Annotated in this window: 13 protein-coding genes; 3 read left to right on the top strand and 10 right to left on the bottom strand. The window is 74.3% G+C overall.

What is annotated here, in order from left to right:
* Positions 1-8: 8 nt before the first annotated feature.
* The 7 genes from ABC795_RS03100 to ABC795_RS03070 all read right to left on the bottom strand — a co-directional run bounded on the left by ABC795_RS03100 (position 9) and on the right by ABC795_RS03070 (position 6,636).
* Entirely contained in the window at positions 9-959 is a 951-nt protein-coding gene (locus ABC795_RS03100) for a Ppx/GppA phosphatase family protein (protein ID WP_347059423.1), read from the bottom strand.
* Entirely contained in the window at positions 956-1,471 is a 516-nt protein-coding gene (locus ABC795_RS03095; protein ID WP_347059422.1) for a DUF501 domain-containing protein, read from the bottom strand. Before ABC795_RS03095 ends, ABC795_RS03100 begins: the two co-directional genes overlap by 4 nt.
* Positions 1,468-2,070, bottom strand: a complete 603-nt coding sequence (locus ABC795_RS03090) for a septum formation initiator family protein (RefSeq protein ID WP_347059420.1) — start codon at positions 2,068-2,070, stop codon at positions 1,468-1,470. The genes ABC795_RS03095 and ABC795_RS03090 overlap by 4 nt, the downstream gene beginning before the upstream one ends.
* Before the next feature lie 10 nt (positions 2,071-2,080).
* On the bottom strand, positions 2,081-3,358 hold the full coding sequence (eno, locus tag ABC795_RS03085) for a phosphopyruvate hydratase (protein WP_347059419.1): 1,278 nt from the start codon (positions 3,356-3,358) through the stop codon (positions 2,081-2,083).
* A 65-nt stretch (positions 3,359-3,423) separates the two neighbouring features.
* Complete coding sequence (locus tag ABC795_RS03080) at positions 3,424-4,680, bottom strand: mechanosensitive ion channel domain-containing protein (protein WP_347059418.1); 1,257 nt, start codon at positions 4,678-4,680, stop codon at positions 3,424-3,426.
* Entirely contained in the window at positions 4,677-5,609 is a 933-nt protein-coding gene (locus tag ABC795_RS03075; protein ID WP_347059416.1) for a MazG family protein, read from the bottom strand. The genes ABC795_RS03080 and ABC795_RS03075 overlap by 4 nt, the downstream gene beginning before the upstream one ends.
* A 4-nt stretch (positions 5,610-5,613) precedes the next feature.
* The gene (locus ABC795_RS03070; protein ID WP_347059415.1) at positions 5,614-6,636 is read right to left on the bottom strand and encodes a SurA N-terminal domain-containing protein; all 1,023 of its coding nucleotides are present in this window, start codon (positions 6,634-6,636) and stop codon (positions 5,614-5,616) included.
* Between the two features lie 136 nt (positions 6,637-6,772).
* Here ABC795_RS03070 and ABC795_RS03065 point away from each other — a divergent pair, with 136 nt between their 5' ends.
* The gene (locus tag ABC795_RS03065; RefSeq protein WP_347059413.1) at positions 6,773-7,444 is read left to right on the top strand and encodes a 4'-phosphopantetheinyl transferase superfamily protein; all 672 of its coding nucleotides are present in this window, start codon (positions 6,773-6,775) and stop codon (positions 7,442-7,444) included.
* Positions 7,441-10,383 carry an acetoacetate--CoA ligase gene (locus tag ABC795_RS03060; RefSeq protein ID WP_347059412.1) on the top strand — a complete coding sequence of 981 codons (2,943 nt, stop codon included), beginning with the start codon at positions 7,441-7,443 and terminating at the stop codon, positions 10,381-10,383. The genes ABC795_RS03065 and ABC795_RS03060 overlap by 4 nt, the downstream gene beginning before the upstream one ends.
* A 28-nt stretch (positions 10,384-10,411) precedes the next feature.
* Here ABC795_RS03060 and mfd read toward each other — a convergent pair whose 3' ends face one another.
* From mfd to ABC795_RS03045, 3 genes are all read right to left on the bottom strand, one after another.
* Positions 10,412-13,951, bottom strand: a complete 3,540-nt coding sequence (gene mfd, locus ABC795_RS03055; protein WP_347059411.1) for a transcription-repair coupling factor — start codon at positions 13,949-13,951, stop codon at positions 10,412-10,414.
* Positions 13,952-14,112: 161 nt separating this feature from the next.
* The gene (locus ABC795_RS03050; protein WP_347059410.1) at positions 14,113-18,864 is read right to left on the bottom strand and encodes a PKD domain-containing protein; all 4,752 of its coding nucleotides are present in this window, start codon (positions 18,862-18,864) and stop codon (positions 14,113-14,115) included.
* Between the two features lie 330 nt (positions 18,865-19,194).
* The gene (locus ABC795_RS03045; RefSeq protein ID WP_347059409.1) at positions 19,195-20,202 is read right to left on the bottom strand and encodes a hypothetical protein; all 1,008 of its coding nucleotides are present in this window, start codon (positions 20,200-20,202) and stop codon (positions 19,195-19,197) included.
* A 240-nt stretch (positions 20,203-20,442) separates the two neighbouring features.
* Here ABC795_RS03045 and ABC795_RS03040 point away from each other — a divergent pair, with 240 nt between their 5' ends.
* On the top strand, positions 20,443-21,495 hold the full coding sequence (locus ABC795_RS03040; protein WP_347059408.1) for a sulfite exporter TauE/SafE family protein: 1,053 nt from the start codon (positions 20,443-20,445) through the stop codon (positions 21,493-21,495).
* Positions 21,496-21,565 lie beyond the last annotated feature (70 nt).

Genomic DNA, 21,565 nt, shown 5'->3' with positions numbered 1-21,565 from the left:
GGAGCGGGTCAGCCGCGGGCCAGGCGCAGGACGATGCCGTCGAGGATGTCGTGCTCGCTGACGGCGACCTCCGGCAGGGCGAACTCGTCCATGAGCACCCGCAGGACCAGCGCGCCGGCACCGATGACGTCGACCCGGCCGGGGTGCATGACCGGCGACGCCGCCCGCCGCTCCCGGGGAGCCGCGAGCAGGTCCGCCGACACCCGCCGCACGTCGTCCACCGGGATCCGCGAGCCGTGGATGGCCTCGGAGTCGTAGGTGGGCAGGTCCAGGGCGAGCGCGGCCACGGTGGTCACCGACCCGGCCAGTCCGACCAGGGTGGCCGCCCGCCGCACGGGCACCTCGGCGGTCACCTCGGCCAGCGCGGTCCTGATGTCCCGCTCGGTGAGGGAGACCTGCTCGGCGGTCGGGGGGTCGTCGTGCAGGTGCCGCTCGGTGAGCCGGACACAGCCGATGTCCACCGACCGCGCGGCGATCACGCCGCCGGCGTCGCCCAGGACGAACTCGGTCGAGCCGCCGCCGATGTCGACCACCAGGTACGGCGGCCGGGGTGGCTGCAGGCCGTGCGTCGCCGCCGCTTCCGCGACGGACCCGGTCGCGCCGAGGAACGACAGCTCGGCCTCCTCGCGGCCGGTCACCACGTCAGGGGCGCGGCCCAGCGTGGCCAGGACCATCCGCTCGAAGTCGGCGCGGTTGGCCGCGTCCCGGGTGGCGCTCGTGGCCACCATCCGCACCGCGGTGGCGCCCAGCTCGCGGGCCTGCGCCGCGTACTCGGCGAGCACCAGGCGGGTGCGCTCGATCGCCTCCGGCGCCAGCCGGCCGGTCGCGTCCACGCCCTGGCCGAGGCGCACCACCTCCATCCGGCGGAGCAGGTCGGTGTGCCCGCCCTCGGCGGGCACGTCGGCGACCAGCAGGCGGATGGAGTTGGTGCCGCAGTCGATCGCCCCGACGCGGGTCACGCGTCGTCCTCGGGGCCGGGGCCCTCCGGGCGGGCGCAGGGCCCCTTGGCCCACCACTCCCCCATGCCCTCGACGGCGCGGTCGCCGATCGGGTTCGCGCCGGGGCCGGCCGCCAGCGCGTGACCCGCGAGCGCGTGCAGGCACTTCACCCGGTCGGGCATGCCGCCCGCGGAGGCGCGGGTGGGCAGCACGTCCTTGGCGTCACGGGCGGCGAGGTAGCTCTCGTGCGCGGCGCGGTAGCCCGCGGCCAGCTCCGGATCGGTGGCCAGCTCGTCCTGCCACTCCCGCATCCGCCCGGTCGACTCCAGCCGGCTGGCGGCGGCCGAGGCCCGCGGGCAGGTCAGGTAGTAGAGCGTAGGGAACGGCGTCCCGTCCTCGAGCCGCGGCGAGGTCTCGACCACGTCGGGCTGGCCGCAGGGGCAGCGGTGCGCCACGCCCACCAGCGCTCGCGGCGGCCGGCCGAGCTGCCGGGCGACGACCTCCCGGTCCTCCGGGGTGACCGGCTCGCTCACCCGCCCGCACCTCCCGTGCCCGTCTCTTCGGTCCCGTCACCGCCGTCGGCGTCGGCCACCGACCGCATCAGCCCCTCGTACCAGGACAGCGGCTGGGGCTGCTCGGCCGCGGCGGCCAGCGTGCCGGCGTCGCCCTCGACGGCCTCCCCGTCGACGACGATCAGCAGGCGGTCACCGGGAAGCACGTAGGACAGCCGCTCCCGTGCCTGCCGCTGCGCGTAGGCAGGGTCGGACTGCCGGTCCAGCTCGGCCTCCAGGTCGGCCGCCCGCTGGTCGAGCGCCTCTCCCTCGGCGGCGAGCCGGGTCAGCTCTGCCTGCCCGGCGAGGTACTGCCGGATGGGGCCGGCCAGGGTCAGCGCCAGCAGCAGCACCAGCCCGACGAGCACGACCGCGCGTCCGGTGAACATCGGACGGCGACGGGCCGCAGCCGGGCCGGCCGGGCGCCGCTCCGGCCGGCGGTTGGGACGCCGCTGCCCGGGCCGGCTGGACGCGCTGGTCCGCAGGCCCGTGCGGACCGGCCGGGTCGAGTGCACCCGGGGCACCCGGCCGGTCGCCCGCGGACCGTCGCCACCGGCCCGCCGGCCCCGCACGCTGCTCATCGGTCCTGGCTCAGCCGTCCAGCCGGGGGAACGCCGCGGCACCGGCGTAGCGGGCGGCGTCGTCGAGCTCCTCCTCGATGCGCAGCAGCTGGTTGTACTTGGCCACGCGCTCGCTGCGCGCCGGGGCACCGGTCTTGATCTGCCCGCAGTCGGTGGCGACGGCGAGGTCGGCGATCGTGGTGTCCTCGGTCTCACCGGAGCGGTGGCTCATCATGCAGCGGTAGCTGCCGCGGTGGGCCAGGTTCACCGCGTCGAGGGTCTCGGTCAGGGTGCCGATCTGGTTGACCTTCACCAGCAGCGCGTTGGCCGCGCCGCGGGCGATGCCGTCGGCCAGCCGCGCCGGGTTGGTGACGAAGAGGTCGTCGCCGACGATCTGCACCCGGTCGCCGAGGGCGGCGGTCATCGCGATCCAGCCGTCCCAGTCCTCCTCGTCCAGCGGGTCCTCGATGGAGACGATCGGGTAGGCGTCGACCAGGCCGCGGTAGTAGTCGACGAGGTACTCCGCCGAGCGGGACTGCCCCTCGAAGTCGTAGCCGCCGTCGGCGTGGAACTCGGTCGCGGCCACGTCGAGGGCGAACGCGATGTCCGAGCCGAGGGAGTAGCCGGCCTTCTCGACCGCCTCGGCGATCAGGTCCAGCGCGTCGCGGTTGCTCGGCAGGTCGGGCGCGAAGCCACCCTCGTCGCCGAGGCCCGTGGCGAGCCCGCGCCCCTTCAGCACGGCCTTGAGCGCGTGGTAGGTCTCGGTGCCCATGGCCAGCGCCTCGGCGAAGGTCGCGGCGCCGATGGGGGCGATCATGAACTCCTGCACGTCGACGTTGCTGTCGGCGTGGGCGCCACCGTTGAGGATGTTCATCATCGGCACGGGCAGCAGGTGCGCCGACGGGCCGCCGACGTAGCGGAACAGCGGGAGGCCGGCGGAGTCGGCCGCGGCGCGGGCGACGGCCAGGCTGACGCCGAGGATGGCGTTGGCGCCCAGGCGGGACTTGTCCGGGGTGCCGTCGAGGTCGAGCAGCCGCTGGTCGACCAGGCGCTGCTCGCTGGCCTCGTAGCCGACCAGCTCCGGGCCGATGACGTCGAGGACGCCGTCGACGGCCTTGGTGACGCCCTTGCCGCCGTACCGCTCACCCCCGTCCCGCAGCTCCACCGCCTCGAAGGCGCCCGTGGACGCACCGCTGGGCACGGCGGCCCGGGCGATGGTCCCGTCGTCGAGGGCGACCTCGACCTCCACGGTGGGGTTTCCGCGCGAGTCGAGGATCTCCCGCGCGCCTACGGCATCGATGCTCGGCACGGGACGCAGCCTAACCAGCCGCGCGCTGCCGCACCGCCCGCCTCACCCGACCAGGGCGGCGACGGTCAGCTCCGGGGCCCTGGCGCGGTGTCCCGGTCGGCCGTCTCGGCCCCGCTGGGGCCGGTGAACGCCCGCGAGCGCTCGAGCGCCTCGCTGCTGCCGGTGAACAGCGACGCGCCCTCGGTCGGCCCAGCCGGCAGGGGCGCGGCGACGGGCCCGTGCCGCCCGGTCGCCCCCGGCAGCTCCTCGACCCGCACCCGTGGCAGCCCGCGGCCGTGCTCCCGCTGCAGCCAGCCGACCAGCCCCTCGCGGACGTGGCAGCGCAGGTCGAACAGCGTCGGTCCGTCCTTGCCGCTGACCAGCACCCGGACCCGCACCACCGAGCCGACCGCGTCGGTCACCTGCAGGACCGACACCCGTCGGTCCCACAGCTCCTCCCCCTCGAGCAGCCGGTGCAGCTCGGCGCGCATGTCGTCGAACGGCACGGTCCAGTCGACGTCGAGCTCGACCGAGCCGAGCACGGCGGACTCCTTGCGCGTCCAGTTCTCGAACGGCGTGGTCGTGAAGTACGTGGAGGGCAGCACCAGCCGGCGGTCGTCCCAGACGTGGACGACGACGTAGGTGAGGGTGATCTCCTCGATCCGGCCCCACTCCTCCTCCACCACCACGACGTCGTCGACCCGGATCGCGTCGGTGAAGGCCAGCTGCAGCCCCGCGAAGACGTTGGCCAGCGAGGTCTGCGCGGCGAGGCCGGCGACGATCGAGATGACGCCCGCGCTGGCCAGGATGCTGGCGCCCGCGGTGCGCGCGGTGGGGAAGGTCAGCAGCATCGCGGCCACGGTGACGACGGCGACCAGCACGATCGCCAGCCGGCGCAGCAGGCCGATCTGCGTCCGGACCCGCCGGGCGTGCCGGTTGTCGACGACGTCGACGTCGTAGCGGGCCAGCGCCAGATCGGCCGTCACCTGCACCGCCACCGCCACCAGCCAGCCGACGGTCGCGACCAGCGCCAGGCCCAGTCCCCGCACGACCGGATCCCGCCAGCCGCCCAGCTGGGGCCCGGCGTCGAGCACGATGGTGACGGCGATCAGCACCAGCAGGGTGCGCAGCGGCGTCCGGCCGCGCCGGGACAGGTCGCCGGCGACCACCGAGCGGCGGGCCAGCCGGCGCACCAGGACGCCGATCAGGACGCCGACCAGCCAGGCCGCGAGCGCCGCGGCGGCGACCAGCGCGAGCACCTGCCAGGCGTCGTCGGGCACCAGCTCCTCGACCTCCTCGACGGCGGTGGCGAGCGGTGCGGACGCGGGGGCCTCGGGGATCACGGGGCGCTCCTTGCGGGGTCGGCGCGCTCCTCGGCCTCGGCGTCCAGCTCGCCGGCGTAGCGGCGGACCGCCTCGCGGAGGGCGTCCTCGGCGTCCCAGCCGCGGGCCTCGGCGGCCGCGACCACGGCGAGCAGCCGCTCGCCGAGCGCCTCGGGGCTGTCGACGGTCAGCTCCGCCGGCGCGGGCGTCGCGAGGCCCGCCCGCCCGGCCCGGCGGACCAGGGCGGCGCCCCACGACGCCGCCGGCTGCGACCGGGAGACCCCCTCGGTCGGTGAGCGGCGCTGCTTCTCCGCCTTCTTGATCTCGTCCCAGCCCGCCTCCACCTGGGCCACGTCGCGCGGGCCCGCGTCGCCGAACACGTGCGGATGCCGGCGGACCAGCTTGTCGACCAGGTCGCCGGCCACGTCGTCGACGTCGAAGCGCCGCTCCTCCCCCGCCTCGGCGGCGACGCGGGCGTGGAAGACGACCTGCAGGAGGACGTCGCCGAGCTCCTCGCGCATCGCGGCCGGGTCGTCGTCGACGATCGCGTCGTAGGCCTCGTGCGCCTCCTCCAGCAGGTAGCCGCGCAGCGAGGCGTGGGTCTGCTCGGCGTCCCACGGGCAGCCCCCGGGCGAGCGCAGCCGGTCCATGACCGCGACGACGTCGAGCAGCCGTACCCCCGCCGGCTCGGGCGCCGCGACGACGACCTCCGCACCGGGCACCGGCTCCCCGACGGGGACCAGCAGCACGACGTCCCCGTCCAGCGCACCGGCGGCGTCGACGGCCGGGACGTCGAGGACGGCCAGCCCGTCGGCGCGCAGCACCTCCGCGGTGCCGGCGGCCCCGGGCAGCGCGGCCAGCGGACGCCCCGAGGAGACCGCCCGCCACCCCGCGGGGCTCAGCAGGCCGGGCAGGTGGGGGCTGACGGTGACGGCGAGGGCGACGGGCACCCGGTCAGTCTGCCGAAGGCTCCACGGCCCCGTCCGCCCCCGGGACGGCCGCGTGGTCGAGGATGTCGACGACGCCGCCGTCGGCGGGCAGCAGCCGCCCCTCGTCGACGACGCCGTAGCGCGGGTTGACCGTCAGGTCGAGGTCGGCCCGGACGTCGTCGAGCAGGGGCTGCACGGCCGCCTCCACCTCCTCACCTGCCTCGTTCTCGAGCTGCGGGCGCAGCTCCTCGAACGACGGGTAGGTGGTGCCGGCGCGGAAGGCGACGACGATCCCCCCGGTCTCGGGCACCGGCACCGCGACCGCCGTCCCCGGCCCCGCCGTCCCGAGCGGTCCGGCGAGGGCGGGCGGCAGCTCGTCGAGGGCCCGGCGGTCGAGCGCGGGCAGCGTGTACGGGCCGGGGAACCGGGCGGCCACCTCGGCGTAGCCGGCCGGGTCGGCCGCCAGCTCCGCCACGACCGCGTCGGCGGTCGCCTGGTCGGGCACCGTGACGTAGCCGAACTCGACCTGGCCGAGCTCCTCCCGGACCTCCTCGTACCGCGCCCGGAGCGCCGGCTCCGCCAGAGCGGCCACCTCCCCCTCGGCGGCGGCGAGCTCCAGGCGCACCAGCTGCTGGCGCACGCTCTCGCGCACGTCGGCCCGGCCGACGCCCTGCTGGGCGAGGCGGCCGTAGACCTCGTCGGGGTCGTCGCCGCCGAGCAGCTCCTCGATCCGCCGGGTCACCTCCGCCTCGGTGACCTGCACGCCGTAGCGCTCGGCGGCGGCGTCGTGCACCTCGCCCTCGATGAGGAGCCCCAGCACCCGGCGGGTGAGCTCGGTCTCCCGGCCCTCGGCGGCCGCGGCCACGGCGTCGTCGGCGAGCCGGTCGGCGACCGCCGCGTCCAGCTCGTCGACGGTGATCTGCTCGTCGCCCACGTACGCGGCGACGTCCGGGGCCGACCGGCAACCGGCCAGGGCGACGGCGGCCAGTGCGACGGCGGCGCTGGCGCGGGCAGCGCGGTGGATCAGCACGCCGGGAGACTGCCACATCAGTCCTGGGAAACCGCGTGCTCCCGCGGGGGGTGGTACGAAGGTCGTACGCAGGGGCGCAGCGCCCACGTCTGGAGGAGGTCCGCTGATCCGGGACGTTCGAGGTCACGGCGGTACACCCTGGGGCGCCACCCCGGTGGACTTCTCGGTCGAGCAGATCGCCGTCCCCGTCGCCGGTGTCGACGCCTGGCTCGTCGACCTGGCGCAGGGGGCCGACACCGTGTCCAGGGCGGAGTTGACCCTCACTCCCGTGGAGCTGGCCAGAGCACGGCGCGGGGTCCCTGCGGTCCGGGCGCGACGGGTGCTGCTACGGGCGGCCCTGCGCTCCGCGCTCGGGGCAGAACTCCGGCTGGATCCCCGTCGCGTGCCGCTGGGCAGAACTGCGGCCGGACGTCCCTTCGTCGTCCCGTCGGTCGCGGATCCCGTCATGGACGTCAGCTGCTCGGCCAGCGGGACCATCGGAGTCGTGGTGCTCAGCCGGCTTGCTCGGGTGGGGGTCGACGTGGAGCAGGTCGCCCCATGGGCCCCGGAGGTGCTTGAGGAGGCCTGGCTGACCGACGGCGAGCGGGCCACACTCGTGAGCCTCCGTGCGGCCGATCGCGCCGCGGCGGTCACACGAAGCTGGACGCAGAAGGAGGCCGTCCTCAAGGCGGCCGGCACGGGGCTCCACGGAGATCCCGCCGGGTCCGTGACGCCTATCGGGTCCGCAGACGGCATCGTGGCCGGGTGGCACGTCGACGGTCTGCCGGTACCGGACGGGTGGCTAGCGAGCCTCGCGACCGGACCACGGTGGGTGATGCCGACGTGAGGGACGGCGCAACGGGCATCGGTGCGACCGGTGCCGACCGCGACCCCCAGCTCGCCGGGTTCCGCGCACGGTGCGAGCACGTGGCGGGCGTCCGACTGGAGGGGGAGGCCCTCCACGCCTTCTCCGTGGAGCGCCTCGAGGAGTTCTGGCGCACCTTCCTGCTCTGGACGGAGCTGCCCTGGTCCGGGAGTGCGGACGTGGTGCTCACCGGGGACGACGTCGAGACCGCACAGTTCTTCCCCGGTGTCCGACTCAACTACGCGGAGGCCCTCCTGCGGCCGTTGCCCGCATACGAGGACCGCATCGCCCTGAGCTGGGTCCATCCCGGGCGTCCGGCCGAGCGCCTCACCCGCGCCGACCTGCGGACCCGCGTGCAGCGAACTGCGAACGCGCTCACCGAGCTCGGGCTGCGGGCGGGCGAGCGGATGGTCCTCATCGCGTCCAACACGGCCGAGGCAGCCATCACGGCACTGGCCGGGGCTGCCGTGGGCGCCGTCGTGTCGACAGCCACGCCGGACATGGGGACCACCACGCTGCTCGGCCGTTTCGCTCAGCTGGAGCCGGCGCTCCTGGTGGTGGACCGCGTCGGCATGCCGGCGGAGGCGGTATCGGTACTCCAGGCCGGCCTGCGCACGGTCCGCGGGCTGGTCGCCCTGGACGACCTCCCGCTGCCCCGCGACAGCACGCGGTCCGATCGACTCGCCGATGTGGTGGCGGGAGTGTCACCGACGCCCGTGCCGTGGGAACGGCGCCCCTTCGACTCCGCGCTCTTCGTCATGTTCTCCTCCGGCACCACCGGTCCACCGAAGGCGATGGTGCACGGCGCCGGTGGCACCCTGCTCGAGCACGTGAAGGAGCACCGCCTGCACGGGGATCTCGGCCCCGACGACACGCTCTATTTTCACACCACCACGGCGTGGATGATGTGGCACTGGCAGCTGTCAGCGTTGGCCGTAGGCGCTCACGTCGTGCTGTACGACGGGCCGGTCGCGGGTCCGGGGACCCTTTGGGAGCTCGTCGCCGAGGAGGGCGTCACGGTCTTCGGGACCAGTCCCGCCTACCTGCAGCTGTGCCAGGACGCCGGCTACCGCCCCGCGGATGCCGTGGACCTCTGCCGACTGCGCGCCGTCCTCTCCACCGGGGGGGTGCTGCACGACTGGCAGTACGACTGGGCAGCCGACGCCATCGGGGCCATTCCGCTGCAGTCCATCTCCGGCGGCACCGACATCCTGGGGTGCTTCGTCCTCGGGTCTCCGGAGCGGCCGGTCCGCCGAGGGCGGTCCCAGGTGCGCAGCCTCGGGCTCGACGTGGCGGCCGTCGACGAGGACGGCCGCGAACTGGTGGGAGCCGTCGGTGAGCTGGTCTGCCGGAGGCCCTTCCCCTCCCGCCCCATCGGTCTTCTGCAGGACCCGGACGGCACCCGGTTCCACGCCTCCTACTTCGCCCGACACCCGGGCATGTGGACGCACGGGGACCTCGTCGACTTCGACACGGACGGGTCGGCCCGTCTGCACGGTCGATCGGACGGCGTCCTCAACATCGACGGGGTCCGCATCGGGCCGAGCGAGATCCGCACAGTGCTGCGAGGCTTGCCGGAGGTCGCCGACACCATGGCGGTCGAGCAGCGTGTCGCCGACCAGCCGGGGACGTGCCGAATGGTCCTCCTCGTGGTCCTCCGGCCCGGTGCGACCATGGACCGCGCGCTGGCACGGTCAATCCGGCAGAAGTTGCGTGTCGAGGGCTCGCCGGCACATGTGCCGTCACTGGTCGTCGCCGTTCCGGAGCTGCCGGTGACCCACAACGGCAAGTACTCCGAGAGGGCAGCGCGAGACGCGGTCAATGGGGACCCGGTGGTCAACCGCGACGCCCTGCGCAATCCGGAGAGCACGGTCGCCATCACCACCGCCGTCCACGGGGATGCGGGTCCGGGCTCCTTCCCCGTACCGCCCACCGGCGGACCGATGGACGTGGGACTCGCCCAGGCAGCGAGCCGCATCTGGTGCGAGGTGCTCGGGATCGGCGACGCCGCCGTCGACGGCGATTTCACGGACCTGGGTGGCACATCCCGGCAGGCCATGAGCCTGCTGCGCCGGGTGGAACTGGACCTCGGGGTCCATGTGCCGGTGCAGCGCTTCGCGCAGCGCCCGACCCTGCACGGGTTGCTCGACGCGATCCTCGAGGCCGGCTCCGCCACTGCGGAGACCCTCGTCGTGCTGCGGCCGGGGCGCGGACGGCCGCTGGTTCTGCTCAGCGACGCCTGGGGACAGCTGAACCTGTACGCGGCACTGGTCGAGCACCTCGACACGACGCGGCCGATCCACGGGCTGCGCCTGTCGCTCGTCGACGAGGCCGACCGGGCCAAGAACGTTCCGGAACTCGTGCAGGACGCGATCGCATCGCTGCTGCGAGTGCAGCCGGAGGGTCCCTACAGCCTGCTGGGTTACTCCTTCGGGGGCGTCGTCGCCCACGAGGTCGCCGTCGCGCTCGGCGACCTCGGCCACCGCGTCTCCTATCTCGGACTGATCGACGTCCTGCCGCCCGACGCGGCGATGACCCGACGGGAGCGGGCAGCGCGCCGTGGGGCCACCGTCTTCGAGTCCGTGACGTCGGGCAACCTGGTCCGGGCGGTGCTGCGACGGCTGGACAGGCGCGTGGAGCCCGGGACGACACGCTCCGAGTGGGAGATGTTCTGGCGGGCCGCGGAGGTCCTCAACCGGCACGTGCCCTCAGCCTATGGCGGCGCGGTCACGTACTACCTCGCCGAGGAACGGCTCCCGGTCGTCGGGAACAACCTCGAGGCCTGGCGGCGGGTGGCGCCCCACCTCATGGTCACAGAGGTTCCTGGTCGGCACTGGGACCGCGGCGAGCGGCACGCAGGGGTGCTCAGCGCCCGCAACGCCGAAGTACTGGCCGCTCGGATCTCCGCGACCCTGCGGTAGACCCGCCGACGCAGCGCCTACCGGCTGCTCAGGCAGCAGTCACCGGCTGGTCCAGCACCGCCTTCAGCGTCGCGTGCAGGTTCTCCAGCAGGGCGACGTCGCGCAGCGGCGTCCGGCGGTCGGGGCCCACCGGCACCTTGAGCGAGATCGTCCGCACGGCGGCCTTGTAGGAGGCTCCGTCGGCCAGGCGGGCCAGCCGCATCTGCTTGGACTCCGGCAGGTCGACCGGGCCGACCCGGATGTTGCGACCCTGCAGCGACACCTCGGTGACGCCCAGCGCCCGCATCGCCACCCGGAAGCGGGCCACGGCGAGCAGGTTGAGCACCGGCGCCGGAGGAGCGCCGTAGCGGTCGGTGAGCTCGTCGAGCACGGCCTGTGCCTGCTCGTCGTCGGAGATCGAGGCGACCTTGCGGTAGGCCTCCATGCGCAGCCGCTCGCCGGGCACGTAGTCGTGCGGGAGGTGCGCGTCCACCGGCAGGTCGACGCGGACCTCCACCGGCTCGGCGGGCGCCTCCTCGCCGGTGACCTGCGCCCGGTAGTCGGCCACGGCCTCGCCGACCAGCCGGACGTAGAGGTCGAAGCCGACGCCGGCGATGTGCCCGGACTGCTCGCCGCCGAGCAGGTTGCCCGAGCCGCGGATCTCCAGGTCCTTCATCGCCACCGCCATGCCCGCGCCGAGATCGGTGTTGTTGGCGATCGTGGTCAGCCGGTCGACCGAGGTCTCGGTGAGGGCGCGGGTCGGGTCGTAGGTGAAGTAGGCGTAGGCCCGCTCCCGCCCGCGGCCGACCCGACCGCGGATCTGGTGCAGCTGGGAGAGCCCGAAGGTGTCGGCGCGATCGACGATCAGGGTGTTGGCGTTGGGGATGTCCAGGCCGGACTCCACGATCGTCGTCGCGACGAGGACGTCGTACTCCTTCTCCCAGAAGCCGACCATGATCCGCTCGAGCTCGTGCTCCTTCATCTGGCCGTGCCCGACGGCGATGCGGGCCTCGGGCACCAGCGAGCGGATCTTCGCCGCCGCCTTGTCGATCGACTGCACCCGGTTGTGGATGACGAAGACCTGCCCGTCGCGCAGCAGCTCGCGGCGGATGGCCGCGGCCATCTGCTTGTCGTTCCAGGCGCCCACGTAGGTGAGGACCGGGTGCCGCTCCTCGGGCGGGGTGAGGATCGTCGACATCTCGCGGATGCCGGTGAGGCTCATCTCCAGGGTGCGCGGGATCGGGGTTGCCGACATCGAGAGGACGTCGACCGCCGTCCGCATGGTCTTCAGGTACTCCTTGTGCTCGACGCCGAAGCGCTGCTCCTCGTCGACGATGACCAGCCCGAGGTCCTTCCACCGGGTGGTCGGCTGCAGCAGCCGGTGGGTGCCGACCAGGATGTCGACCTCACCGGCCGCGAGCTGCCGGAGGATCTCGGTGGTCTCCCTGTCCGACTGGAACCGGGACAGCACCTTCACCGTCACCGGGAACTGGGCGACCCGCTCGGAGAACGTCTTGAAGTGCTGGTTGGCCAGCAGCGTCGTCGGCACCAGGACGGCGACCTGCTTGCCGTCCTGCACCGCCTTGAACGCGGCCCGGATCGCGATCTCGGTCTTCCCGTAGCCGACGTCGCCGCAGATGATCCGGTCCATCGGCACCGTCTGCTGCATGTCGGCCTTGACCTCGTCGATGGCGGCCAGCTGGTCGGGCGTCTCCTGGAAGGGGAAGGCGTCCTCCAGCTCGCGCTGCCAGACGGTGTCGGGGCCGAAGGCGTGCCCCTGCGTGGCCATCCGCGCGGAGTACAGCCGGATGAGCTCGCCGGCGATCTGCTTGACCGCCTTGCGCGCCGAGCTCTTCGTCTTCTGCCAGTCGGCACCGCCCAGCTTGGACAGCGCGGGCGCCTCACCGCCGACGTAGCGGGTGAGCTGGTCCAGCGCGTCGGTCGGCACGAACAGCCGGTCCGGCGGCTGGTTCCGGCGCGACGGGGCGTACTCGACGATCAGGTAGTCGCGCTGACCGCCGTTGACCGTGCGGCTGATCATCTCGATGTAGCGGCCGACGCCGTGCTGCTCGTGCACGACGAGGTCACCGGGCTGCAGCTGTACCAGGTCGACGGCGTTGCGCCGCCGCGCGGGCATCTTGACCGCGTCGCGCATCGAGGTGCCGCGCTGACCGGTGAGGTCGTGCTCGGTGAGCAGCGCCAGCCCCACGCCCGGGAAGGCGAACCCGCTCTCGAGGTTGCCCTGGGTGACGTGCGTGAGCCCGGCGTCGGGGGGACCGGCGACGTCGGGCACCAGCCGGACGCCGAGGTCGGCCTCGGTGAACTGGTCGGCGGCGCGCTGGGCGGGGCCGGGGCCGGCGAAGGTGACGACCACCCGCCAGCCGTTCCGGTGCCACCCGCGCATCCGCTCGACGGCGGCGCCCTGGTCGCCGTGGAAGCGCTCGACGGGAGCCGCCTCCAGGGTGACCTGTCGCTCGTCGTCCTCGGCCTGCAGTGTGAAGGCCCCGGTGGTCCACCAGGGCAGGCCGCGAATCCGGGCCGCGGTCTCGACCTCCGCGAGGTCGCGGAAGGAGGACGCCCCCAGGTCCAGGGGCGCCTCCCCGGCCTCCGCGGCGGTCGCCCACGAGGCGGCGAGGAACTCCTCGGCGGTGCGCACCAGGTCCGCCGCCCGGCTGCGGACCCGCTCGGGGTCGCAGACCAGGACGTGCGTGCCGGCGGGCACCAGGTCGGTGAGCAGCTGCATGGCGGCGTCGCCGATGAGGGCGGGGGTCAGCGACTCCATGCCCTCGACGGCGATGCCCTCGGCGAGCTTGCCCAGGATCTCCAGGAGGCCGGGGTGCTCGACCGCCAGTGCCGCGGCCCGGGCGCGCACCTCCTCGGTCAGCAGCAGCTCCCGGCACGGCGGCGCCCAGAGGCGGTCGGGGCGCTCGTCGAGCGAGCGCTGGTCGGCGGCGGAGAAGTACCGGAGCTCATCGACCTCGTCGCCCCAGAACTCGACGCGCACCGGGTGCGGCTCGGTCGGCGGGAAGACGTCGAGCAGCCCACCGCGGACGGCGAACTCACCGCGCTTCTCGACCAGCTCGACGCGGGTGTAGGCGGCGTCGGACAGCGCCTGCGCGATGTCGTCCAGCTCGGCGCTGTCCCCGGGCTTCAGCTCGACCGGCGTGAGGTCGCCGAGGCCCGGGGCCAGCGGCTGCAGGAGGCTGCGGACCGGGGCGACCAGGACGTCGATCGTGCCGTTGGCGCCGGGGTGGGTGAGGTCGCGCAGCACCGCGAGCCGGCGGCCGACGGTGTCCGCGCGCGGGCTCAGCCGCTCGTGCGGGAGCGTCTCCCAGGCCGGGAACACCTCGACCCGCCGGTCCGGGACGAAGCAGCGGAGCAGGTCGGCGGTCGCGTCGGCGTCCCGTTCGCCGGCGGTCACCACGAGGACCGGCACCTGCGCGCCCCCCGGTGCGGCGAGGGCGGCGGCGACGAGCGGCTGCACCGGCGGCGGCGCGGTGACGGCGAGGTCGGCGCTCCCCGCCGCGGCGACCACGCGGGCCATCCCGGGGTCGGTCAGGACGACGTCGAGCACGCCGCGCAGGCTCACGCTTCTTCTTCTCCCGGGGATCGGATCGGGCCCGCCGAGTGCGGCAGCGCCCCGCTCCAGGCTAGACGGCCGCCACCGGTGCCGCCGCCGGCGCGGAGACGACGCGGCAACGGGCCCCCGACCGGATCGGTCGGGGGCCCGCGATGGTGCGTTCCGGCCGTTCAGGCCTGCGCGAGCACGAGGGTGAGCATCGTGGCGCGGTTGCTCGGCGTGGGCACCGTGGCGGTCAGCCCACCGACCGGGCCGGCCGGGACCGGGCCGCCGCTGTCGGTCAGCAGCGTGGCGATGTCCCCGCTGCCGACCCCGGCGATGTTGCTGCGCTCGGTCACCCCGGCCGACGGCGGCGTCCACTGCCGCTCGTCGCGCTGCTTGTCCGACCACACCGACAACACCCAGTTGCCCTCCGCCGCGGTGGCCGTCGGAGTGGTGTGGGCCGTACCCGCACCGTCGGCCGCCGCGGTGAACGACGCCACCGGGCCGGCTTCCGCGGTCCCCGAGTAGGCCATCAGCTGCAGGGTCACCTTCGCCTGGCCGCTGAGGGCCACGGTCACCGTCGTCCCGGCGTCACCGGCACCGGCCACCCGCGAGAACACCTGCGTCGTCGGGTTCTGGTCATTGGCCGACACCCGCCCGACCTCGGTCCAGCCGGCCGGAGCCGCACCGGTCACCGTCGAGTTCGTCGACAGCACCAGCACCAGCCCGTCGCCGGCCTGCACCGAGCCCGGCACCTCCAGCGCCGCGCTGGTGACCACCCGGTCCGACGTGCCCGCCGAGCCACGCAGCCCGATCCCGGCGCTCACCGGCGGGGGCGGCGCAGCCACCGTCACCGTCGAGGTGGCCACGGACGTCGCGCCGTCGTCATCGGTGACGGTCAGCGACACCTCGTACTCACCCGCGGTGGCGTAGGTGTGCTCCGCCGTCGCCGTCGAGGCGACCTGCCCGTCGCCGAAGTCCCACGCGAAGCCGGTCACGGTCCCGTCGGTGTCCGACGAGCCCGTCCCGTCGAACGAGCACGTCAGCGTCGCGCACGTCGACTCGATGGCCGCCGTCGGCGGCACGTTCGCCGGCGGCGCGACCGTGCCCCCCTGCGCGAGCACGAGGGTGAGCATCGTGGCGCGGTTGCTCGGCGTGGGCACCGTGGCGGTCAGCCCACCGACCGGGCCGGCCGGGACCGGGCCGCCGCTGTCGGTCAGCAGCGTGGCGATGTCCCCGCTGCCGACCCCGGCGATGTTGCTGCGCTCGGTCACCCCGGCCGACGGCGGCGTCCACTGCCGCTCGTCGCGCTGCTTGTCCGACCACACCGACAACACCCAGTTGCCCTCCGCCGCGGTGGCCGTCGGAGTGGTGTGGGCCGTACCCGCACCGTCGGCCGCCGCGGTGAACGACGCCACCGGGCCGGCTTCCGCGGTCCCCGAGTAGGCCATCAGCTGCAGGGTCACCTTCGCCTGGCCGCTGAGGGCCACGGTCACCGTCGTCCCGGCGTCACCGGCACCGGCCACCCGCGAGAACACCTGCGTCGTCGGGTTCTGGTCATTGGCCGACACCCGCCCGACCTCGGTCCAGCCGGCCGGAGCCGCACCGGTCACCGTCGAGTTCGTCGACAGCACCAGCACCAGCCCGTCGCCGGCCTGCACCGAGCCCGGCACCTCCAGCGCCGCGCTGGTGACCACCCGGTCCGACGTGCCCGCCGAGCCACGCAGCCCGATCCCGGCGCTCACCGGCGGGGGCGGCGCAGCCACCGTCACCGTCGAGGTGGCCACGGACGTCGCGCCGTCGTCATCGGTGACGGTCAGCGACACCTCGTACTCACCCGCGGTGGCGTAGGTGTGCTCCGCCGTCGCCGTCGAGGCGACCTGCCCGTCGCCGAAGTCCCACGCGAAGCCGGTCACGGTCCCGTCGGTGTCCGACGAGCCCGTCCCGTCGAACGAGCACGTCAGCGTCGCGCACGTCGACTCGATGGCCGCCGTCGGCGGCACGTTCGCCGGCGGGGTGCTGCCGTTCCCCGGGGCCAGCACGACGGTGAGCATCGTCGCGCGGTTGCTGGCGACCGGCACGGTGGCGGTGAGGCCACCCACCTGGCCGGCCGGCACGGGTGCGCCCCGGTCCGCCATCAGGGAGGCGATGTCCCCGTTGCCGACACCGGACAGGTTGGTCCGGACCACGGCCGCGGACGGCGCGGTGAAGCTGCGGGCCGACGACGAGCGGTCCGACCACACCGAGATCACCCAGCTGCCGGTCTCCACCGTGGTCGTCGGGGTGGTGTGCGCCGTGCCGCCCACGTCCGCGGCACCGGTGACCGAGGCGATCGGGCTCCGCCAGTCGACGCCCGAGTAGGCCGCCAGCTGGAGGGTCACCTTGGCCTGCTTGGTCAGGTCGACGGTCACCGTGGAGCCGGCATCGGCCGCCGTGGCCACCCGGGAGAACACCTGGGTGGTCATCGACGTGCCCGAGGTCTGCGTGCCCACCAGCGTGTAGCCGGCCGGCACCTGGCCCGCGGCGTCGGAGTTGGTGGTCAGCGCCAGGACCAGTGCGTCACCCGCCTGCACCGAGGCCGGCACGGTCAGCGACGCCGACGTCACGACCCGCGCCGAGGTGCCGACGGAGTCCCGCACCGCGATCCCCTCACCGCTGGCGACCGGCGCCACCGTGACCGTCCGCGTGGTGCTCGCCGTGGCGCCGTCGTCGTCGGTCACCGTGAGCGTGACCTGGTAGGAGCCCGCGGCACCGTACGTCTTGCTCGGCTCCGGCCCGGTGGCGGTGGTGCCGTCGCCGAAGGCCCACGAGTACGCCGTGACCGTGCCGTCGCCGTCGGTGGAGCCGGTCCCGTCGAGCGAGCAGACCAGGCCGAGGCAGTCGGAAGCGAACGACGCGGTCGGCGCCACGTTCGGCTGCGGACCGAGGAACATCGCCCGCGTCCGCCAGTCGGCGCCGCCCCGGGTCCACGGGCCGGCCGCCGCGACGACCGAGGCGCCGCTGGGCACCCCGCCGACCAGCGCGATCCGGCGCAGCTCGCCGTTGACGGAGTTCGCCCAGTACAGCTGCCCGCCCGAGACGAACATGCCGGCGACGCTGCCGAAGCCGGAGCCCGCAGCGGTGAACTCGGTGCCCCCGACGACCCCGCTGTCGAGCGAGAAGGAGCGGTAGTACAGCCCCAGCGCCCCGCTGCGGGTGTAGTAGATGCGGCCGTCGGCGTAGGTCATGCCGGTCACCGAGGAGAGCTGGCCGTAGAAGGACGGCAGGGCGCCGCGGTAGCGGATCGGCTCGCCGTTCCGGGTGGATCCGGTGGCGACGTCGCTCCACTCGGGGTCGTTGTACGGGTCCACGAGCGTCGCCGCACCGAAGGTGACCCCGTCGAAGGTCCGCCGGTAGAGGGCGTAGCTCGTTCCCGACGGGTAGCCGTAGTAGAGGGTGTCCCCGGCCATGAAGGCGCCCCGGGCCCGGCTCCAGTCGGTGTCGCCGGTGGCGATGGAGACGTCCGCCGCCGCTGCCGTCCCGTCGAAGAAGCGGCCACGGACGACGTTGTTGCTGACGAGCAACCCCGTCGTGGTCCCGCCGGCCAGGACGACGGTCGCCGGCAGCTGCCGGGCCGGCGCGGGCGCGACGGAGCTGCCGCCGGCCAGCTCGAGGAAGGCCAGCCGGGGGCGGAAGTACTCCCGGTTGCCGATGTACTCGGTGTCGCTGCCCACGTACAGCCCGCTCGCGGTGGCGAGGATCGCCTGCGCACCGACACCGCGCGGGTGCCGGGCGGCGTTCCAGGCCAGCGGCAGCCCGGTGGAGGGGTCGAGGGCGGCGAGGCCGGGCCGCGGCACCGCACCCGGGCCGGCGGAGTCCCGGCCGGTCGGGTTGTTCATCCAGCGCTGGTGCCCGCCGACGTAGACGGCGCTGCCGGTGACCTCGACGGAGAAGAGGGTGTCGCCGCCGGTCTCGTTGACCCAGCGCGGCTCGACCGCCTGGCCGGTCGAGGCGGTGTCGAAGCGCCCCGCGGCGTCGCAGAGGGTGCCCGGGTGCGACCCGCCGGTCGAGACGATGACGAAGTAGCTGCCGTCCGGGGCGAAGTCGACGTCGCGGACGTAGGTGTCGAAGCTCCACGAGGAGCAGGCGGGCTCGTACCGGGTGGTCCGCCAGTCCGGGTCGACGACCGCGCTGCCGGCCTGCAGCTGCACCGACACCACCTGGTCGCGCGGAAGGCCGTCGGCCGTGCGGAAGTTGCCGATCGCCACGAGCCGGGACCGGTCCGGCGAGATCGCGATCTTCTCGACGCCGACCGCGGCCCGGGCCGTGCCGCGCGGCCAGTTGTGGTTCTCGAGGACGTCGATGCCCATGTACTCGTCGAGGGCGCCGGTCGTCGCGTCCACCGTGGCGAGGCCGCCGTGCGGGACCCCGCCGACGGTGGTGAAGATCCCGGCGACGAAGAGCCGGTTCCCGGAGACCTCGAGGTCGTTGACCGCACCGTTGATGTTGCCGGCGCGGAAGCCGTCGGTGCGCAGCCCGGTGGCCAGCGAGAGCTGGACCAGGTTGCGGGAGGCGGCGCCGTTGAGGATGGTGAAGGTGCCACCCACGTAGACGGTGCCGCCCGCGCCGGCGCTGACCGCGTTGACCGTCGCGTTCAGCTGGGGCCGGAACGAGCGGTCCACGGCCCCGGTCACGGGGTCGAACGCGAACACGTAGGCCTGGTCGAACGTCGTCCCGCCGTTGCCGTTGGCGTCCCGCACCTGGGTGAAGGTGCCGGCCACCACGATGCGGTCGCCGACCTCGGCGAGGTCGAGGACCCGGCCGTCCAGGATCTGCGGAGTGCGGGCGGAGGGCGCCTCCGACACCACGCCGTCGTGCGCAGCACCCGCGGATGCCGGGCCCGTGGCGCCGATCAGCGTCGCCAGGATGGCGGTCACCACCAGGCCGCACAGCAGCCTCAACCTCGAAACCATGTCCCCCGAACCCCGTTTCCCCTCACACGGCGAGCCCGGCGCGATCCGACGTCGGCGAGCTGCTTTCCGGGCGGGAGCATCACAGAGCGTGGTCATGCCGGTCGAGGAAAACGGTGGCCATTCGCTCGTCCGGGTGGACGGGCGAACGGGTCGGGCAGGCGAGGAACGCTCCTCGAGTGACCGGTGGACCGCTGTCACCAGCGATGATCACCCAGAGCAACGTTGGCCCGAGCATCGGGCGAGAGTGCGCGGCCGGGGTTCCGGACAGCCTCCGGGCGCCCTCGATCGACTACCAGCCGTAGTGGATGTGGGGCCGGCTCACCCGTGGCATCCGGTCTCGGCGACGGCGCGCCACGCCTCGCGGGACGCCTCGTCGTGCAGCCGCCAGTCACCGCGCCGGCCGGTGCCCTGCCAGTACAGCCACATCCGGATACGGGGGTGCTCGGCGATCCAGGCGGCGTCGCTGCGGATGGCGTCGACGCGCTCCTGCAGGAGAGCGGGATCGGGCTGCTCCCCGTCCCGCAGCACGTACTGGCCGTACTCGGTGATGAAGAGGGGGAGCCCGGTCGGCTCCACGAACCGGTACCAGTGCAGGAAGGACGGGCTGCTGGTCATCGGCTCGGGGTCGGCCCCGTACCAGTCCAGGCCCGCGAAGTCGGCGTGGTCGTCCCCCGGCCACCAGAGGGCCGGGTCGCCGATGTAGTGGGAGGGCCGGGCGGGGTCCCACCAGTACGCCATGTAGACCGGACCCCAGTGGATGCCGGGGTTGGCCTCCGTGACCACCGTGTGCAGGTGCCGCTGGAAGGCGACGAACTCCGGCCCGGTCATGTCGTTCTCCGGCTCGTGGAACGACGTGGCGAAGACCCCGTCGGGCACGCTGCGCGCCCAGGCGGCGACCTGCTCGTCGTACCGGCCCGCCGCCGCGCCGCGGTGGTCACCGCCCGGCGGCTTCCAGGAGACGAACGTGTGCAGTCCGGCTTCCGGGTCCCCCGCGGCCGCCGAGCGGTCGAAGCTGCTCGGCAGGGCGGAGTCGAAGCTCCGCCGGATGGTGAGCGGCCCCATGCGCTCGTCCTCGCGGAGGAAGGTCTCCAGGTTCGACCGCCCGGAGCCCGGGTCGGCGGTCACCGCGGCGCCCACCGCCAGGCAGCGCGTGGCGTAGGCGGCATCGGCCCACAGCGACGAGCGGGCCTGGCCGGAGGAGACGACGACCAGGATGACCAGCAGACCCGCGGCGAAGGCGGCCACCCGGGCCGGCCACGGGAACCTGCGGCCGGCCCGGGGCCGGTGGCCCGCCGCAGCCGATCCCGCACCGGTGCCTGGGGTCATCGAGGAGCGCTCCCGGCCGACGGAGGGGTGGTCGTGCCCCGTCCGCGGCGAGCCGTGGGGATGCGGGGGCTGGACGCTACTGGAACACGCCCGGCCTGCAGATCCGCGCCACGACCGGTCGAACCACCCTCGGGGGTGACGCCCGGACGCGGCGCGGGGACACCAAGGGGTGCCCCGGCCTACGTTGACCGGGCCACCTGTCATCACGGGTGGGTACCGCGAAGGACAGGGGGACGGAGCGTGGACGTGGACGTCGCGCTCGTCGTGGCCGGGCTCGTGATCGGCGTCGTCGTCGGCATGACCGGCATGGGCGGCGGCGCGCTGATGACGCCTGTGCTCGTGCTCTTCTTCGGCGTCCCACCCCTGGCCGCGGTCTCCAGCGACCTGGTGGTCTCCGCCGTGATGAAACCCGTCGGCGGCGTCGTCCACCTGCGCCGCGGCACGGTCGACATGCGCCTGGTCGGGTGGCTGACCCTCGGCTCGGTGCCCGCCGCGTTCTGCGGGGTGCTGCTCACCAGGGCCCTGGGATCGAGCGCCGGCGTCCAGGAGTGGACCAAGTTCGCGCTCGGCGTCGCACTGCTCCTGGCGGCCGCCGGGCTGATCGGCAAGGCCTACCTGGCGATGGTCGACCGCGGACGGCGAGCCGCCGAGCGGGCCCGGGTCCGTCGCGGTGGCCTGCCCGCGCCGGTGGTCGAGGAGCCGGTGGACACCCCCCTGCGCACCCGGCCGCTGGCCACCGTGCTCGTCGGCGTCGTCGGCGGCCTGATCGTGGGCATGACGTCGGTCGGGTCCGGCTCGCTGATCATCATCGCCCTGCTGGCGCTGTACCCGCGGCTCAGCGCCTCGTCGCTCGTGGGCACCGACCTGGTCCAGGCGGTGCCGCTGGTCACCTCGGCCGCGCTGGGCCACCTGCTCTTCGGCGACTTCAGGCTGGACCTGACCACGTCGCTGCTGATCGGCTGCCTGCCCGGCGTCTACCTCGGGGCCCGGCTGTCGTCCCGGGCCCCCGGTGGCCTGGTCCGCCGGGCGCTGGCCCTCGTGCTGCTCGCCTCCGGGCTCAAGCTGCTCGGCCTCGGCGACGTCGCCATGGTCGTGGTGCTGGGGATCGTCGTCGTCGTCGGCTCGCTGCTGTGGTGGGCGGCGCGCTCCCGGCACGGCCTCCCAGCCCGTCCCCACTACCTCCGGGACGCCTGGGCCACCCGCCGGCGCCCCGACCGGGCCGTCCACCGGCCCGGCAGCGGAGAGCCGACGACGACGTCGGCACCCCCTCCGATCGCTGCTCCGTTCGGCTGACCGGGGGGTCTCCCCAATACGGGTGGCGACCCCGCCCGAGACCCCCCGACGGGGCGCCGGCGGGTGATCC

Origin of the sequence: Blastococcus sp. HT6-30 (assembly GCF_039729015.1) — a bacterium.
Lineage (GTDB): Bacteria > Actinomycetota > Actinomycetes > Mycobacteriales > Geodermatophilaceae > Blastococcus.
The sequence above is the reverse complement of the archived record's forward strand: the minus strand, read 5'-3'. Positions and strand labels throughout refer to the sequence as shown.